At 59.3% G+C, this 15,664-nt stretch carries 16 protein-coding genes; 9 read left to right on the forward strand and 7 right to left on the reverse strand.

The annotated features are described in order from the left end of the window. Positions 1-51: 51 nt before the first annotated feature. Positions 52-1,344, reverse strand: coding sequence for an MFS transporter (locus tag KBY08_RS15805; RefSeq protein ID WP_003405709.1), 1,293 nt, complete (start codon positions 1,342-1,344; stop codon positions 52-54). Positions 1,345-1,726: 382 nt separating this feature from the next. Here KBY08_RS15805 and KBY08_RS15810 point away from each other — a divergent pair, with 382 nt between their 5' ends. Together KBY08_RS15810 and sthA are read left to right on the forward strand one after the other, a co-directional pair. Further along, positions 1,727-2,749: an FAD:protein FMN transferase gene (locus tag KBY08_RS15810; protein WP_161633378.1), complete on the forward strand. Its 1,023-nt coding sequence runs from the start codon at positions 1,727-1,729 to the stop codon at positions 2,747-2,749. Positions 2,750-2,914: 165 nt separating this feature from the next. Then, the gene (gene sthA / locus KBY08_RS15815) at positions 2,915-4,309 is read left to right on the forward strand and encodes a Si-specific NAD(P)(+) transhydrogenase (RefSeq protein ID WP_003436620.1); all 1,395 of its coding nucleotides are present in this window, start codon (positions 2,915-2,917) and stop codon (positions 4,307-4,309) included. Positions 4,310-4,351: 42 nt separating this feature from the next. Here the strand turns inward: sthA and KBY08_RS15820 are convergent, their stop codons facing one another. Beyond that, positions 4,352-5,074 (reverse strand): glycerophosphodiester phosphodiesterase, encoded by a 723-nt coding sequence (locus tag KBY08_RS15820; RefSeq protein WP_003405702.1) that lies wholly within the window; start codon positions 5,072-5,074, stop codon positions 4,352-4,354. 41 nt (positions 5,075-5,115) lie between these two features. Beyond that, a complete protein-coding gene (locus KBY08_RS15825; protein WP_003405698.1) occupies positions 5,116-5,703 on the reverse strand; it encodes a PilZ domain-containing protein in 588 nt (195 codons plus the stop codon). A gap of 102 nt (positions 5,704-5,805) precedes the next feature. Between KBY08_RS15825 and KBY08_RS15830 the strand changes: the two genes are divergently transcribed. The 4 genes from KBY08_RS15830 (at position 5,806) to queF (ending at position 10,028) form a co-directional block, all read left to right on the forward strand. After that, positions 5,806-7,056, forward strand: coding sequence for a lipoprotein-releasing ABC transporter permease subunit (locus tag KBY08_RS15830; RefSeq protein ID WP_003405692.1), 1,251 nt, complete (start codon positions 5,806-5,808; stop codon positions 7,054-7,056). A gap of 7 nt (positions 7,057-7,063) precedes the next feature. Beyond that, positions 7,064-7,747, forward strand: a complete 684-nt coding sequence (gene lolD / locus KBY08_RS15835) for a lipoprotein-releasing ABC transporter ATP-binding protein LolD (protein ID WP_172452211.1) — start codon at positions 7,064-7,066, stop codon at positions 7,745-7,747. 75 nt (positions 7,748-7,822) lie between these two features. Next, the gene (locus tag KBY08_RS15840) at positions 7,823-9,067 is read left to right on the forward strand and encodes a lipoprotein-releasing ABC transporter permease subunit (protein ID WP_024661066.1); all 1,245 of its coding nucleotides are present in this window, start codon (positions 7,823-7,825) and stop codon (positions 9,065-9,067) included. A gap of 130 nt (positions 9,068-9,197) precedes the next feature. Continuing rightward, the gene (queF, locus tag KBY08_RS15845) at positions 9,198-10,028 is read left to right on the forward strand and encodes an NADPH-dependent 7-cyano-7-deazaguanine reductase QueF (protein ID WP_024661067.1); all 831 of its coding nucleotides are present in this window, start codon (positions 9,198-9,200) and stop codon (positions 10,026-10,028) included. A 253-nt stretch (positions 10,029-10,281) separates the two neighbouring features. On the opposite strand, the gene KBY08_RS15850 is transcribed toward queF, so the two are convergent. Both KBY08_RS15850 and KBY08_RS15855 read right to left on the reverse strand, forming a co-directional pair. Next, the gene (locus KBY08_RS15850; protein ID WP_032655219.1) at positions 10,282-10,551 is read right to left on the reverse strand and encodes a DUF4404 family protein; all 270 of its coding nucleotides are present in this window, start codon (positions 10,549-10,551) and stop codon (positions 10,282-10,284) included. Between the two features lie 103 nt (positions 10,552-10,654). Beyond that, positions 10,655-11,263, reverse strand: coding sequence for a hypothetical protein (locus KBY08_RS15855; RefSeq protein ID WP_003407024.1), 609 nt, complete (start codon positions 11,261-11,263; stop codon positions 10,655-10,657). 198 nt (positions 11,264-11,461) lie between these two features. Between KBY08_RS15855 and KBY08_RS15860 the strand changes: the two genes are divergently transcribed. After that, positions 11,462-12,163, forward strand: coding sequence for a VacJ family lipoprotein (locus tag KBY08_RS15860; protein ID WP_003407022.1), 702 nt, complete (start codon positions 11,462-11,464; stop codon positions 12,161-12,163). 88 nt (positions 12,164-12,251) lie between these two features. Here KBY08_RS15860 and KBY08_RS15865 read toward each other — a convergent pair whose 3' ends face one another. Then, positions 12,252-12,551, reverse strand: coding sequence for a PilZ domain-containing protein (locus KBY08_RS15865; protein ID WP_024660672.1), 300 nt, complete (start codon positions 12,549-12,551; stop codon positions 12,252-12,254). 267 nt (positions 12,552-12,818) lie between these two features. Here KBY08_RS15865 and rssB point away from each other — a divergent pair, with 267 nt between their 5' ends. Both rssB and rssC read left to right on the forward strand, forming a co-directional pair. After that, positions 12,819-14,003, forward strand: coding sequence for a two-component system response regulator RssB (gene rssB / locus KBY08_RS15870; RefSeq protein WP_003407019.1), 1,185 nt, complete (start codon positions 12,819-12,821; stop codon positions 14,001-14,003). Continuing rightward, complete coding sequence (gene rssC / locus KBY08_RS15875) at positions 14,000-14,485, forward strand: anti-sigma factor antagonist RssC (protein WP_003315067.1); 486 nt, start codon at positions 14,000-14,002, stop codon at positions 14,483-14,485. The genes rssB and rssC overlap by 4 nt, the downstream gene beginning before the upstream one ends. Positions 14,486-14,570: 85 nt before the next feature. Here the strand turns inward: rssC and tal are convergent, their stop codons facing one another. Beyond that, on the reverse strand, positions 14,571-15,512 hold the full coding sequence (gene tal, locus KBY08_RS15880; RefSeq protein ID WP_024660673.1) for a transaldolase: 942 nt from the start codon (positions 15,510-15,512) through the stop codon (positions 14,571-14,573). Positions 15,513-15,664 lie beyond the last annotated feature (152 nt).

Genomic DNA, 15,664 nt, shown 5'->3' on the forward strand with positions numbered 1-15,664 from the left:
CGGCCGAGAGACTCTCGAGCCGGGGTTTTCTTTTTGCAATGCCGCGATCAATCAGCTGGCGGAAGCCGCGACAGGCGCTTCAAGCTTCTGCCCACCCTTGCGGAACAGTATCAGCGTCGCAACCAGACCCAGCACCGCTGCGCCGGTCAGCCAGATACCTGGCGCTGCCTTGTTGTCCAGTACGTGAATCAGGTAAGTACAGGCCGCCGGGGTAAAACCACCGAAGGTCGCAGTCGCCAGGCTGTAGGCCAGCGAGAAGCCGGTGGTGCGGACGTCGACCGGCATGATCTCGGTCAGCGCCACAACCATTGCCCCGTTGTAGGAGCCATACAGGAACGACAGCCACAACTCGACCATCAGCAGGTTGCCGAAGCTTGGGTGTGCGACTAGCCACGACAGGGCAGGGTAAGCGGTGGCGATAGCCAGTACAGTCGCCGCAATCAGCAGCGGCTTGCGGCCGATGCGGTCCGAGAACGAGCCCATGATCGGCAGCCAGATGAAGTTGGACACACCAACGCAGACCGTCACCAGCAGGCTTTCAAGGTCGGTCAGGTTCAACTCGTTCTTGCCGAAGGTCGGGGTGTAAGCGGTGATCAGGTAGAACGTCACGGTGGTCATGACCACCAGCGCCATGCCGCCCAGCACCAGACCGAAGTTCTGGCCGATAGAGCGCACCACTTCACTCAGCGTCGGGCGATGCGTGCGGGCTTCGAACTCCGGCGACTCTTCCAGCGAGCGACGGATGATGAAGATGGCCGGCACGATCAGGCAGCCGATCAGGAACGGCACGCGCCAGCCCCATTCACCCATCTGCTCCGGGCTCAGCCAGTGGTTGAGACCCACGCCCAGCAAGCCGGCGAAGACCACGGCGGCCTGTTGGCTGGCGGACTGCCAGCTGACGAAGAAGCCTTTGCGGCCCGGTGTCGAGATTTCAGCCAGGTACACCGAAACACCACCCAGTTCCACACCTGCAGAGAAACCTTGCAGCAAACGACCGAGCAGCACCAGCAAGGGGGCGATGACGCCCAATGTGGAGTAGCCCGGCACGCAGGCAATCAACAGAGTGCCCATTGCCATCATCGCGAGGGTGATAATCAGCCCTTTGCGACGCCCGTGACGGTCGATGTAGGCACCGAGAAAGATTGCGCCCAGCGGACGCATCAAGAAGCCTGCGCCGAAGGTCGCCAGCGACAGCATCAACGAAGCGAAAGCGCTGTCGGAAGGGAAGAAGGTTTTTGCGATGGCCGTGGCATAGAAGCCGTAGACCATGAAATCGAACATCTCGAGGAAGTTACCGCTGACAACGCGAAAGATCGCTTTGCCCTTACTTGTTGTGGAGGCCATTTAGTTACTCGCTCAGGCTCGTCGGCTTGGAGTCCGTTGTCGTTTTTATCCCGTTCGCATCGCCATTTCGTGTGTGCAACTGGCGATGCGCACTTGTAACAGTATGTGTAACAGGGCTCAAAGACAACCGTTTCGGCGATTTGCTATCAGTTAACTGACGCTTGACAGGTCAAGACAATTGAGAACGTGCGGCGTGTCGTTTTGATGAAACTTGATGAACAGACCGGGCGCGCAGGGAGCATTAATGGCCCTCGACCACTCAATATGAGGGTCGGCCTTGTATCGGGACGGTTCACTGGGTGTCAGAGCAGGTTATGGACGCTTTTCTGGCTTGTTCGCCAAAGGCAGTAAGTCACTCTGAAGGTTTTTTATAGTGCGGGGCATGGGTTTGCGTAGGTTTGGCAAGGTTGCAGGGTGCCTCGTGTTGCTGGTGTGCAGTGGTTGTGGTCAGGAACGCAAGCTGGAAAGCTTTGGCGGGCCGACCATGGGCAGTCATTATTCCGTGGTGTATGCGCGCGCTTCCGGGCAGCCGGAGCCTGCGGCTGTGCGTCCCGAGGTCGAAGCGCTTCTGGACGAGGTCGATCAGCAGATGTCGCTCTGGCGCGCGGATTCGGATATCGAGCGCTTCAATGCATTACCTGCCAATAGCTGCCAGGTGATGCCGGAACCGGTCTTGAAACTGATCGGCGTGGGCGAACAGTTGGCGCAGGAGAGCGACGGAGCCTTCGATCTGACGGTCAAGCCGTTGATGGACCTGTGGGGGTTGGGGCCTCATACGCTGTTCGAGCAGATGCCGCTGGTGCGGCAACTGGCCCGGACTCAGGCGCTGGTCGGTTATCGCAACCTGCGCATCGTCGGCGACCGGTTGTGCAAGAGTGCCGCCGTGCAAGTGGACCTCAACAGCATCGCCGCCGGCTATGCGGTCGATCGGATCAGCGAACGGATGGACGCGCTCGGCTTGCACGATTATCTGGTGCAGGCCACGGGTGAACTGAAAGTCAGCGGGCTCAAGCCCGACGGCTCGCCCTGGCGAGTGACCCTGGACGCGCCGCTCGATGATGGCACTGTCACGCAAAAAGTGTTTCCGCTGAAAGGCTACGCCGTGTCTACGTCGGGCGACTATCGTCGCTACGTCGACCATGCCGGGTGGCGCATTTCCGATACGCTCGATGCCTTGAGCGGTAAGCCGATCAGCCACAGTCTGGCGTCGGTGACGGTCATTCATCCCTCGGCGCTGATGGCTGACGGTCTGTCTTCCCTGCTGTTGATTCTCGGCCCGCAGCGCGGTTGGGATTATGCGCAAGAACATAAAATCCCTGCTTTTTTTGTGATTCGTGCCGATAAGCGCTTTATCATCCGCAGCAACGCGTCGTTTGATCATCTGGTTGTGCAGCAGCCGCGGTAATTCAGCGGGCCGGATCATCCGGTCAGTTGCGCCATGTGCAGACAAAAATTGGCCTTCGACGCGACCAAGGGTTAATGTTCGCCGCCTCGGTGCAGCGCTAGACTGCGCCGCGTGATTTAGCCAGAGATGCCAGAGTGGCGCCTCGGTCTGTTTAAAGGAGTACGCATGGCTGTCTACAACTACGACGTAGTGGTACTGGGTTCCGGCCCTGCCGGAGAAGGCGCGGCAATGAACGCCGCCAAGGCGGGGCGCAAGGTCGCCATGGTCGACAGCCGTCGGCAAGTGGGCGGTAACTGCACCCATTTGGGCACCATTCCGTCCAAGGCCCTGCGTCACTCGGTCAAGCAGATCATTCAGTTCAACACCAACCCGATGTTTCGTGCCATCGGCGAGCCGCGCTGGTTTTCGTTTCCGGATGTGTTGAAAAACGCTGAAATGGTCATCTCCAAGCAAGTGGCCTCGCGCACCAGTTACTACGCCCGCAACCGCGTCGACGTGTTCTTCGGCACCGGCAGTTTTGCCGACGAGACCAGCATCAACGTGGTCTGCACCAACGGTGTGGTGGAAAAGCTGGTGGCCAACCAGATCATCATCGCCACCGGTTCGCGCCCCTATCGGCCGGCCGACATCGATTTCAGTCACAAGCGCATCTACGACAGCGACACCATCCTCAGCCTGGGCCATACCCCGCGCAAGCTGATCATTTACGGTGCCGGTGTGATCGGCTGCGAATACGCCTCGATCTTCAGCGGCCTTGGCGTGCTGGTCGAGCTGGTGGATAACCGTGACCAGTTGCTGAGCTTCCTGGATTCGGAAATCTCCCAGGCGCTGAGCTATCACTTCAGCAACAACAACGTGATGGTTCGCCACAACGAAGAGTACGAGAAGGTCGAAGGTCTGGATAACGGCGTTATCCTGCACCTGAAGTCCGGCAAGAAGATCAAGGCCGATGCCTTGCTGTGGTGCAACGGCCGTACCGGCAACACCGACAAGCTGGGTCTTGAGAACATCGGTCTGAAGGCCAACGGCCGTGGTCAGATCGAAGTGGACGAGACCTACCGCACCAGCGTTTCCAACGTCTACGGCGCCGGCGATGTGATTGGCTGGCCAAGCCTGGCCAGTGCTGCTTACGACCAGGGTCGTTCGGCCGCGGGCAGCATGGTCGACAATGGCAGCTGGCGTTATGTCAACGATGTGCCGACCGGGATCTACACGATTCCCGAGATCAGCTCGATCGGCAAGAACGAACACGAACTGACGCAGGCCAAGGTGCCTTACGAAGTGGGCAAGGCGTTCTTCAAGGGCATGGCGCGCGCGCAGATTTCCGGGGAGCGGGTCGGGATGCTGAAGATCCTGTTCCACCGCGAGACGCTCGAGGTGCTGGGCGTGCATTGCTTCGGCGACCAGGCGTCCGAGATCGTGCACATCGGTCAGGCAATCATGAGCCAGCCGGGTGAAGCGAACACCATGAAGTACTTCGTCAACACCACGTTCAACTACCCGACCATGGCCGAAGCCTATCGGGTAGCCGCATACGACGGCCTCAACCGGCTTTTTTAAGCGACTCCGGCCGGTGGCCTGAGCCGGCCGGGGAGACCGATTTCAGTGATTCCCGAGCGTGGCGGTGGCCAAACCGGGAAAGTCTGTAATCAGGCTGTCGACGCCGAAATCAGCGAGCCTGCGCATCAGTGCAGGCTCGTTGACTGTCCATACCGACACATGCAGGCCCTGACGCTGTGCTTTCTGCAGGCGCTCCGGGGTACACAGTGTCCAGTTCAATGCCAGAATTTCACAGCCGTAGCTCTGGGCGACCTTCAACGGGTCGAGCCAGGCGTACTCGGCTACCAGCCCGCGCGAGATGTCCGGCGTCAGGTCCAGAGCGGCGCGCAGCACTTCGCGTGAGCTGGAGGTGATCGTCACCTTGTCCAGCAAGCCATGGCGCTGAGCCATTTCACGAATCGCCAGCACGGTATTGGCGGCGCGAGTGCGTGAGGCGCTTTTGACTTCCAACTGCCAGTGCTCGAAAGCGCATTGTTCGAAGAGTTCTTCCAGGCGTGGAATCGGGCACGGCGAGACCCAGCCGGGGCCACCCTTGCGCGCGTCATAGGTCACCAGGTCGGCGGCGAGGTGTTCATTGACCTTGCCGCGCCGGTCGGTGGTGCGTTTGAGGGTCGGGTCATGAATGACCATCAACTCTCCATCCTTTGAAAGATGCAGGTCCAGTTCACAGCGGCGCACGCCGTGCTTGAGGCATTCCTGAAAGCTGGTCAGGGTATTTTCCGGTGCTTCGCCCTTGGCGCCGCGGTGGCCGTAGATAAGGGTCACGTTTACTCCTGGCTACTGATAGTGATAAAGGGGCCGGGCGTTCAATTTCCGGAGGGCTGGCCTTGTTCCAGCGCCTGACGCCGCTGCTGAGCCTGACGCTGCAATACATGGCGGGCGAGTAACTGGCGCTGCGCATCCGGGAGATTGACGAACTCGGTACTGATATAGAAATTGCCGTCGGCCAGCGTGTCGCATTGCGAAACCCTGGCGCGCAGCATCAGACCCGCGGCCTGGGGCATGAGCACCATCTTGATCGACAGTTGTTCGCCGACGGCAAAAGCCTGTTGCGAATTGAACTGAATCCCGCCTTCAGACAGCTTGACCGGCTGAGGCGCGCCCAGCTTGCCCAGTGCGGTGTGGGCAACCACTTCGCCCAGCAGGTCGATGCGCTTGCTCAGCGACTTGAGAAAACTGTTCAGCACCCGGTCGCGCTCGTCGAGCTGGCGCATCAGATGCTGCGACTCGAACTCGCTGACATGCAGCTCGCTGAGCAGGTCGAACAGCGTCGAGGTGTCCTGCATGGCATCCTGGCTTGCCTGGTCGGCGGCAGACAGGGGGTTAATTTCCAGTGCGACGCTGTCGTCGATACGGTAGTATTCGCGGCGTCCTGCTTCATCTAATGTCGACATGGCGAACCCAAGCTAGCGGCGGTGGTCAGAGAGTTTCGAGTGTAAAGCTGCACGTCAAGGCCCGCCACACGGACGTCCTCATTCCTGCGAACAAATTCCTACATGTTCAGACCTCTTTTTGTATTTATCGGCACGCGCTACACCCGTGCGAAGCGACGCAATCATTTTGTTTCCTTCATCTCCCTGACCTCCATGATCGGCCTCGCCCTGGGCGTTGTGGTCATGATAGTCGTGTTATCGGTGATGAACGGTTTCGATCACGAAATGCGTACCCGCGTGCTCGGCATGGTGCCGCACGCGACCATCGAATCGGCTGACCCGATCACCGACTGGCGCGGTCTGGCCGCGAAGGTTCAGGAAAACCCGCAGGTGCTGGCCGTTGCGCCGTTCACCCAGATGCAGGGCTTGCTGACCCACGACGGCAAGGTCCAGAAAGTGCTGCTCAACGGTATCGACCCGCTTGAAGAGCGCAAGGTCTCGATCATTGACCACTTCATCAAGCAGGGCCAGCTCGACAGTCTGTCGCCCGGCAGCTTCGGCATCATGATCGGCGACAAGGCCGCGGCCAAGCTGGGCGTCGGCATCGGCGACAAGCTGACCTTCGTTGCGCCTGAAGTGACGGTGACGCCAGCCGGGATGTTCCCGCGCATGAAGCGCTTCGAGGTGACCGGCATCTTTCACGTCGGCGCCGGCGAAATCGACGGCTTCCTGGGGCTGACCAACCTTGATGACCTGGGCCGTCTGCACCGCTGGAAGCCCAATCAGGTGCAGGGCCTGCGTCTCAAGTTCGACGACCTGTTCGCCGCGCCACGCACTTCGTGGGAAATCGCGCAGAAGCTGGGCGAAAACAATTTCTACTCGCGTGACTGGACGCGCACCCACGGCAACCTGTATCAGGCGATCCGCATGGAAAAAGCCATGATCGGTCTGTTGCTGCTGCTGATCGTGGCGGTGGCGGCCTTCAACATCATTTCCACGCTGGTGATGGTGGTCAATGACAAGAAGGGCGACATCGCGATTCTGCGTACCCTGGGTGCTACGCCGCGACAGATCATGGCGATATTCATGGTCCAAGGCACGGTGATCGGCGTGGTTGGCACGCTGATCGGCGCGGCACTGGGGATTCTGGCGGCGCTCAATGTCAGCGCAGCCATTTCCGCACTCGAAGGGCTGATCGGCCACAAGTTTCTCAACGCCGATGTCTACTTCATTGATTACCTGCCTTCGCAACTGATGGCCCAGGACGTGTTCCAGGTCTGTGGTGCAGCGTTGGTCCTGAGTTTCCTCGCCACCCTGTATCCCGCCTGGCGTGCTGCGCGCACCCAGCCGGCGGAGGCGTTACGTTATGAGTGAGTCGGGCATGTCTGATAAAGCAGTATTGAGTTGCCGCAACCTGGGTAAATCCTACGAGGAAGGCCCGGAGTCGGTGGTGGTGTTGTCCGGCCTGCAGCTGGAATTGCACCCTGGCGAGCGTGTCGCGATCGTCGGCAGTTCGGGGTCGGGCAAAAGTACCTTGCTCAACCTGTTGGGCGGTCTGGACACGCCGTCCGAAGGCAGTGTCTGGCTGGCGGGCGAAGAGTTGTCGGCGCTGGGCGAAAAGGCTCGCGGCCTGCTGCGTAACCGGGCGCTGGGCTTCGTCTACCAGTTCCACCACCTGCTGCCCGAATTCACCGCGCTTGAAAACGTCTGCATGCCGTTGTTGATCGGCCGTACGCCGATCCCCGAAGCCCGCAAGCGCTCCACTGCATTGCTGGAGCGTGTCGGCCTCGGTCATCGTCTGGCGCACAAGCCTTCGGAGCTGTCTGGTGGCGAGCGTCAGCGCGTGGCGATTGCCCGCGCCCTGATCAATCAGCCGGGTCTGGTGATGCTTGACGAGCCAACCGGCAACCTCGATCACCACACCGCGCAGGGCATCCAGGACCTGATGCGTGAATTGAGCACGTCATCGCGCACGGCGTTTCTGATCGTGACCCACGACATGAGCCTGGCCCGGCAAATGGACCGTGTCCTGCGTCTGGAAGACGGCCGGCTCGTCGAGGCCTGATCGACCCGGCCCGGCGCAATTCGTCGCGTCGGGTTCCAGTTTTTATACGGTGTATTTTCCCACGGTGCTTCGCGAATGTTCAGACCGTTACCCATCTTCATCGGCATGCGCTATACCCGCGCCAAACGCCGCAAAAGCTTCATCTCGTTCATTTCGATGACCTCGATGATCGGTCTGGCACTCGGTGTCCTGGCGATGATCGTGGTGCTGTCGGTCATGAACGGTTTCCAGCGGGAAATGAGCTCGCGGATTCTCGGCATGGTGCCGCACGCGGTGATTGCCGGTAGCACTCCGGTCGATGACTGGAAACCGCTGGCCGACGCGGCGCTGAAAAACCCTGAAGTGACCGCTGCCGTGCCGTTCACCGACATGGAAGGCATGCTCTCCTACAAGGGCTCGATGCAGCCGATCCAGATCAGCGGCGTAGACCCGGCGCTGGAACATGAGGTGTCGATCGTCACGCAGCACATCACCCGCGGAAACCTCGAAGACCTCAAGCCGGGCGAGTTCGGCGTAGTGCTCGGCGACATCACCGCGCGCCGCTTTCGCCTGAGCATCGGCGACAAGCTGACCCTGATCGTCCCGGAAGTCAGCAGCGCTCCTGGCGGCATCACGCCGCGCATGCAACGCCTGACCGTCGTGGGTATCTTCAAGGTCGGTGCCGAACTGGATGGTTCGATGGGCCTGATCAACATCGCCGATGCGGCGCAGATGCAACGCTGGCAGCCCAATCAGGTTCAGGGCGTGCGGCTGGCGCTCAAGGATCTGTACAAGGCACCCCAGGTGTCCACCGCCATTGCCGCCGGTCTGGGTGAGGGCTATCGCGCCGATGACTGGACCCACACCCAGGGCAGCCTGTTCAGCGCCATGAAGATGGAAAAGACCATGATCGGTCTGTTGCTGCTGATGATCGTCGCCGTGGCAGCGTTCAACATCATTGCCACGCTGATCATGGTGGTCAACGACAAGGGCGCAGACATCGCCATACTGCGCACCATCGGCGCCACGCCGCGGCAGATCATGGCGATCTTCGTGGTTCAGGGCACCGTCATCGGCATCGTCGGTACCTTGATCGGCGGCATCCTGGGGATTATTGCGGCGCTGAACGTCAGCAGCCTGGTGGGCTGGGTCGAGCGGGTCAGCGGTCAGCACATCTTCAGTTCCGATGTGTATTTCATCAGCAACCTGCCTTCCGAACTGCAGGCCGGTGACGTGCTGTTGATCTGCGGTGCCGGGTTTATCCTGAGCTTTCTGGCGACCATCTACCCCGCATGGCGCGCCGCGCAGATCCAGCCAGCGCATGCACTGCGTTACGAGTGACAGGGCCTGAGTCACCTTCGTCGAGGCCGCAGGGCGGCCTGCGAGGGTGGCGGGGCAGAGCGGATTTTCGCTGAAAGCCCCAGGCAAACGCTATAAACTCGCCGCGTTCATTCATGATCCAGGTATCGCCATGCATCCCGCAGCCGAACACTCGCCGCTGGGCAAGTCCAGTGAGTACATCGCCACCTACACGCCGTCTCTGTTGTTCCCGATCCCGCGTGCCGCCAAATGGGCCGAGCTTGGGCTCACCGCGCAGACGCTGCCTTATCAGGGTGTCGATTTCTGGAACTGCTACGAGCTGTCATGGCTGCTGCCTTCCGGCAAGCCGGTGGTGGCCATTGGCGAGTTCAGTATCCCGGCCGAATCGCCGAACATCATCGAATCGAAGTCATTCAAGCTGTACCTCAATTCGTTGAATCAGACGGCTTTCGCGACCGTCGAACAGCTGCAGACCACCCTCGAACAGGATCTCTCGGCTGCTGCGGGCAAGCCGGTTGGCGTGCGTATTCGCAGCCTGGCGGAAATCGAAGAGGAGGGTGTTGCTGCGTTGCCGGGCGTGTGTATCGACGACCTGGACATCTCGGTCAGCAGCTATGACCGGCCGCAGCCAGAGTTGCTGTGTTGTGATGACTCGCGGGTGGTGGCAGAGAGCGTGCACAGTCATCTGCTCAAATCCAACTGTCCGGTCACCAGCCAGCCTGACTGGGGCAGCGTAGTGGTCGAATATCGCGGCGCAGCGCTGGATCACGCCAGCCTGCTGGCGTATATCGTCAGCTTCCGCCAGCACTCGGATTTTCATGAACAGTGCGTGGAAAGAATCTTCCTCGACCTGCAGCGCCTGCTCAAGCCGGAGAAGCTCACCGTGTATGCGCGCTACGTGCGCCGCGGTGGTCTGGACATCAACCCGTACCGCAGCACTGAAACACTCGACTTGGACAATCGCAGGCTGGCGCGGCAGTAGTATCGTCTGGCACCATGGGAGTGGACGCAGAGCGTCCGGGACGGCATTCCCACGCGGAGCGTGAGGAACGATAGGTGTGTGGTCATCAGCGCCGGTGCAACGCGTCGGCGCCCACTGTCTGACGTTTCCAGGTTTAGGATTATCGTGCCGACGCTCCGCGTCGGCATGCATTGGGTGACGCTCTGCGTCACAACTCCGCGTCGCACCGCGTATCAGCGGCCGGACGCAGAGCCAGCAGAGCGGCATTCCCCGATCAGACTCCGATGTTACCCAGCGTCTGCACGATGTTGCGCAAGGTCCCGGCAATGGTCGGATGCTCCAGCTCGAAACGCTCGACGGCCAGATTCACACCATCAGCCAGGCTGCTGTCCTGCTCGTGGGTGGCCTGTTCCAGCTGAATTTTAGTTTCAATTTGTTGCATGAGTTCGCGCAGATTTTCCCGCTCGGACTCTGACATCGGCGGGTTGTGCTCCAGTTGCTCGCGCAGGGTATCGAGTTGTTCTTGCAGTTCGCGGGCAGGCATGAGGTGCTCCTTGATTGATAAGTCTGTCTCATGGACTTCGCCGAAGAGCTAAAGGTCCATGTTCACTCAAGACTAATCCAGTCTGCACCTGGCTGCATATGTATCAGGGTTTTTCGCCTTTGCTGCGACGCAGTGCGATGTCGGCCAGGCAGGATTCCAGTTCGCCCAGGTGGTCGATCACCGAATGCACCCCCAGCGAATAGAGTTTGAGTGTGGCCTGCGCGCGTCGCCGTTCGCGTTCGGCATCACTGAGTGCCTGCCATTGTGAAGGCGAGAGCCCGCACAGTGGGCCGCAGGATGCCAGGCCAATGGTCCACAGCCCGGCGTTCAGCCCGGACTGCAACAGGCGCGGGTCGCCGCTGATCAGTACGCAGCCATCCAGGTGGCTGACTTTCAGGGCCATCAATGCCATCCAGCAGGCATCCGGGGCGGGCCAGCCTGCGGTCGGGCGTGGGGCGGGAATCATCCAGTCACTCACCGGTGCAGCCAGTGCAGCGCTCACGTTTTCAGGCAGTTCATCGAGCCAGGCGCAAGGCATGCTCTGGTCACGCAGGGTCTGCAGAATAGCCTTTGCACCCGGTGTGAGCTGCGTGTGCTCATGGCCGGGTGCGCGCGAGTTTGCGGCCTGCGCACCGAAGTCCACCAGGCAGCCGCTAAGGCCGAACAGCAGGGCAGGGAAGGTTGGCAGAGGCGTGAGGACCGGGGCGAGCATGAGGATCTCTCTGAAATATCGAGAAACGCTACCGATCTTTTGTGACACTTCGATGAAGGTGCGATGACGGAGTTTATCAGCAACCCTTTGCTGACAGACCTGCCTTATTCTCGACAGAAGGCTTTATACTCCCTGTCCTAGCGTGTGGGGCGTAGCACCCGCGTCATTATTTCGATATCTCGATCAGGAGTGTCAGCTATGCCCGTGACCGGTGCAGGCTTTATCAAACGTTTGCTGCAATTGTCCCTGTGTGCCGGCATCGCGCTGGTTCCGGTGGCCGTGCAGGCCGCTGAAGATGATCCGTGGGAAGGCATCAACCGTCCCATTTTCAAATTCAACGATATCCTTGACGCTTACACGCTCAAGCCGTTGGCCAAGGGATATCAGTACATCGCACCGCAATTCGTCGAAGACGGTATCCATAACTTCTTCAGCAACATCGGCGATGTCGGCAATCTGGCGAACAACGTGCTGCAAGCCAAGCCTGAAGCGGCTGGCGTCGACACTGCGCGTCTGATCGTCAACACCACCTTCGGCCTGCTGGGCTTCATCGACGTTGGCACCCGCATGGGCCTGCAACGCAATGATGAGGACTTCGGTCAGACGCTGGGCTATTGGGGCGTGCCGAGCGGCCCGTTCGTGGTCATTCCGTTGCTGGGGCCAAGCACTGTACGTGATGCAATCGCCAAGTACCCGGACACCTATACCTCGCCCTACCGCTACATCGATCACGTTCCGACCCGTAACACTGCACTGGGCGTCAACCTGATCGATACGCGTGCCAGCCTGTTGTCTGCCGAGCGCATGGTCAGCGGCGATCGCTACACCTTCATTCGCAATGCCTACCTGCAGAACCGCGAGTTCAAGGTCAAGGACGGCAAGGTCGAAGACGATTTTTAATCGCTACCTTGCATCGGCTTGAATCAATAAAGGCGACCCTGGGTCGCCTTTATTATTTTGTAAAAGTGTGAACCTGTTCCGCCCGTTTTCACTTCATCGAGATGATTGAAAGCCCCAGTTTCTGTCCACCACCTTCTTCATCATTCACCCAGACCACCTCGGTTTCGGCTTCAAGCCCCTTGAGCGCAGGATGGTCGGAGACAATGCTCACGCTGAGTTTGTCTCCCACCTGGAACGAGCGTGGCGCCTGAACCTGCATGCCCGAGCTGGAAAGGTCAATGCACACGGCGGGAATCACTTGGCCGGCATGGATCAGGTTGACGTCTGCATCGACGCGCATGCGGATGTAATCCCGTTTTTCCTCGTAGTCGCGATCATTTCGACTCATGTACAGTCCTTCGTTTTAGTTGCTGATTTGTGAGTTCTTATAACTCTGGGTGATTTGCGATGTAAAGAGCGCAAAGTGAGGGTAGGAGCATGCTTGAAACACCCGTCGGATGGGAGTACCGTCTGCGCCTTGAAGGGCACCTCTGAAACACGACAGACTTATCAAGTTGTTGCGTGTTATTGCGGAGAGGCTAGAAGCGAATCCAGTAAGCGGGTTCCGGTAATCCCGGGCCGCCTACGCCAACCTGATCTGGCGCCGTTTGCCCCCATGCCAAAAACCAGTGCCAAGCTGCTGATTATCGATGACGACGACGTAGTGCGCGCAAGTCTTGCCGCCTACCTTGAAGACAGTGGCTTCAGCGTTCTGCAAGCGAGTAATGGCTTGCAGGGAATTCAGATATTCGAGCAGGAGAACCCCGATCTGGTGGTCTGCGATCTACGCATGCCACAGATGGGCGGGCTTGAGCTGATCCGTCAGGTGACGGCCATTGCTCCTCAGACGCCTGTCATCGTCGTCTCCGGCGCGGGCGTGATGAGCGATGCAGTCGAAGCTTTGCGTCTCGGCGCTGCCGACTACCTGATCAAGCCCCTCGAAGATCTTGCCGTACTCGAGCATTCGGTGCGTCGTGCGCTGGATCGGGCGCGCCTGCTCACTGAAAACCAGGTCTATCGCGAAAAGCTGGAAAAGGCCAATCGCGAACTCGAAGCCAGTCTTCATCTGTTGCAGGAAGACCAGGACGCGGGTCGGCAAGTGCAGATGAACATGCTGCCGATCACGCCGTGGTCAATTGACGCGTTCAAGTTCGCGCACCAGATCATTCCATCGTTGTACCTGTCCGGCGACTTTGTCGATTATTTCAGGGTCGACGAACGGCGCGTCGCCTTCTATCTGGCTGATGTTTCAGGGCATGGTGCGTCATCGGCGTTCATCACCGTGCTGCTGAAGTTCATGACCACTCGGCTGCTGTTCGAGTCCAAGCGTGGCGGCACGCTTCCGGAATTCAAGCCGTCTGATGTGCTGGGGCATATCAACCGTGGCCTCATCAGTTGCAAGCTGGGCAAGCACGTTACGATGGTCGGCGGTGTCATCGACGAAGAGTCAGGTAAACTGACGTACGCAGTGGGCGGACATCTGCCATTGCCTGTGTTGTATTCCGAAGGGCAGGCGCATTATCTGGAAGGTCGTGGACTGCCTGTCGGGTTGTTCAACGAGGCCACCTATCAGGATCACGAAATCGATCTGCCCGAGTCCTTCAGTCTGACCATGTTGTCTGATGGCATACTGGACTTGTTACCCGGTGATACACTCAAAGAGAAAGAAGCCGTCCTTCCCGAATTGGTCAAGGCGGCTGGCGGCAGCCTGGATGGCTTGCAGCGGGTTTTTGAATTGGCAACGCTAGGGGAGATGCCGGATGATATCGCCTTGTTAGTGTTAAGCAGGAATCTTGAATGAGTACCGGTAGAATCCAGTTCGCCGAGCAGGAAGGCACCTTCGTTCTCAAGTTCGTGGGTGAAGTGCGGTTGACGCTGTGTTCGGCCCTGGATGCGACTATCGAGCGCATCTTCACTGCGCTGAATTTCTCGGCGGTGGTCATTGATCTGACCGAGACGCGCAGCATTGACAGCACCACGCTGGGCTTGCTGGCCAAACTGTCGATTCTGTCGCGCCAGAAGGTAGGCCTGTTGCCGACCCTTGTGACCACTCACGAGGACATCACGCGCCTGTTGCAGTCGATGGGCTTTGACCAGGTCTTCAACATCGTTGACCGGCCTCTGCCGCGGCCTGAGTGCCTGACTGATCTGCCTTCACAGGACCAGTGCGAAGAAGTGGTGAAAGCCAAGGTGCTCGAAGCGCACAAGATCCTCATGGGCCTCAACGACTCCAATCGTGAAGCGTTCCATGATCTGGTCAATGCACTGGAAGGTCAGCGCTAGGCATCAGTTGCGTCTGTCTCTTTGATCTCAGAACGGCAGGCAGCAAAAAGGGCGACACCTGCGAAGGTGTCGCCCTTTTTCATGTTCAGGCTTTTTTGGCGGAGAGCAGTGCTTCCAGCTTTTCCTGATCGCGAGCGAACTGGCGAATACCTTCAGCCAGCTTTTCAGTAGCCATGGCATCTTCGTTGGAAGCCCAGCGGAACTGGCTTTCGGTCAAGTTCTTGACCGTATCCGAACGTTTCTCACCTGCTTTATCCGGGGTAAGCTTACGCTCCAGAGTGCCGGTATCTTCCGCCAGCTTCTTGAGCAGATCGGTGCTGATGGTCAGGCGATCACAACCGGCCAGCTGTTCGATCTGGTTCAGGTTGCGGAAGCTCGCACCCATGACCACGGTCTTGAAGTCGTTGGCCTTGTAGTAGTTGTAGATGCGCGTTACCGACTGCACGCCCGGGTCTTCTGCGCCGGTGTAGTCGGTGCCTGTCGACTTCTTGTACCAGTCGTAGATACGGCCCACGAACGGCGAAATCAGGAACACCCCGGCCTCGGCGCAGGCGACTGCCTGGGCGAAGGAGAACAGCAAGGTCAGGTTGGTCTGGATGCCATCCTTCTCGAGTTTCTCAGCTGCGCGGATACCTTCCCAGGTGGCGGCCAGTTTGATCAGCACCCGATCACGCTTGATGCCTGCGGCGTCGTACAGACCGATCAAACCCTCACTGCGCTCGATTAGCGCGTTGGTGTCGAACGAGAGGCGTGCGTCCACTTCAGTGGATACGCGGCCCGGAACCACCTTGAGAATCTCCTGACCGATGGCGACTGCAAAGCGGTCGCAGGCCAGGCCGATGTCGCCCTTGCTACCGTCGAACGCTTCGCCCAGCATCTTGGCGTTGTTTGCGTCGGAAGCGGCCTTGAGCAGCAGGGAAGGGTTGGTGGTGGCGTCCTCGGGTTCGAGGCTCTTGATTGCGCCGAAGTCGCCGGTGTCAGCAACAACGGTGGTGAATTTCTTGAGTTGATCCAGCTTGGAAGTCATGAGCGTGCTCTGTCCTGTGCGGTTGGATGACATTACCCGAGCGCTGTCGACCACTCAAGGCCGCAGCGTTTCTGCTGCCGATGATAGGCCTTGAGGGACGGCATTGTCGTGAATACCTTTGTCTAGACTGTTTTTGAGCCTCGCACTGACCG

The sequence above is a fragment of the Pseudomonas sp. P135 genome, from assembly GCF_020312125.1.
Lineage (GTDB): Bacteria > Pseudomonadota > Gammaproteobacteria > Pseudomonadales > Pseudomonadaceae > Aquipseudomonas > Aquipseudomonas fragariae.

Excerpts from the sequence above, each read along its gene's own strand:
- KBY08_RS15805 (WP_003405709.1), bottom strand. The coding sequence starts at position 1,344 with ATGGCCTCCACAACAAGTAAGGGCAAAGCGATCTTTCGCGTTGTCAGC.
- KBY08_RS15810 (WP_161633378.1), top strand. The coding sequence starts at position 1,727 with ATGGGTTTGCGTAGGTTTGGCAAGGTTGCAGGGTGCCTCGTGTTGCTG.
- sthA (WP_003436620.1), top strand. The coding sequence starts at position 2,915 with ATGGCTGTCTACAACTACGACGTAGTGGTACTGGGTTCCGGCCCTGCC.
- KBY08_RS15825 (WP_003405698.1), bottom strand. The coding sequence starts at position 5,703 with ATGTCGACATTAGATGAAGCAGGACGCCGCGAATACTACCGTATCGAC.
- KBY08_RS15830 (WP_003405692.1), top strand. The coding sequence starts at position 5,806 with ATGTTCAGACCTCTTTTTGTATTTATCGGCACGCGCTACACCCGTGCG.
- lolD (WP_172452211.1), top strand. The coding sequence starts at position 7,064 with ATGTCTGATAAAGCAGTATTGAGTTGCCGCAACCTGGGTAAATCCTAC.
- KBY08_RS15840 (WP_024661066.1), top strand. The coding sequence starts at position 7,823 with ATGTTCAGACCGTTACCCATCTTCATCGGCATGCGCTATACCCGCGCC.
- queF (WP_024661067.1), top strand. The coding sequence starts at position 9,198 with ATGCATCCCGCAGCCGAACACTCGCCGCTGGGCAAGTCCAGTGAGTAC.
- KBY08_RS15850 (WP_032655219.1), bottom strand. The coding sequence starts at position 10,551 with ATGCCTGCCCGCGAACTGCAAGAACAACTCGATACCCTGCGCGAGCAA.
- KBY08_RS15855 (WP_003407024.1), bottom strand. The coding sequence starts at position 11,263 with ATGCTCGCCCCGGTCCTCACGCCTCTGCCAACCTTCCCTGCCCTGCTG.
- KBY08_RS15860 (WP_003407022.1), top strand. The coding sequence starts at position 11,462 with ATGCCCGTGACCGGTGCAGGCTTTATCAAACGTTTGCTGCAATTGTCC.
- KBY08_RS15865 (WP_024660672.1), bottom strand. The coding sequence starts at position 12,551 with ATGAGTCGAAATGATCGCGACTACGAGGAAAAACGGGATTACATCCGC.
- rssB (WP_003407019.1), top strand. The coding sequence starts at position 12,819 with ATGCCAAAAACCAGTGCCAAGCTGCTGATTATCGATGACGACGACGTA.
- rssC (WP_003315067.1), top strand. The coding sequence starts at position 14,000 with ATGAGTACCGGTAGAATCCAGTTCGCCGAGCAGGAAGGCACCTTCGTT.
- tal (WP_024660673.1), bottom strand. The coding sequence starts at position 15,512 with ATGACTTCCAAGCTGGATCAACTCAAGAAATTCACCACCGTTGTTGCT.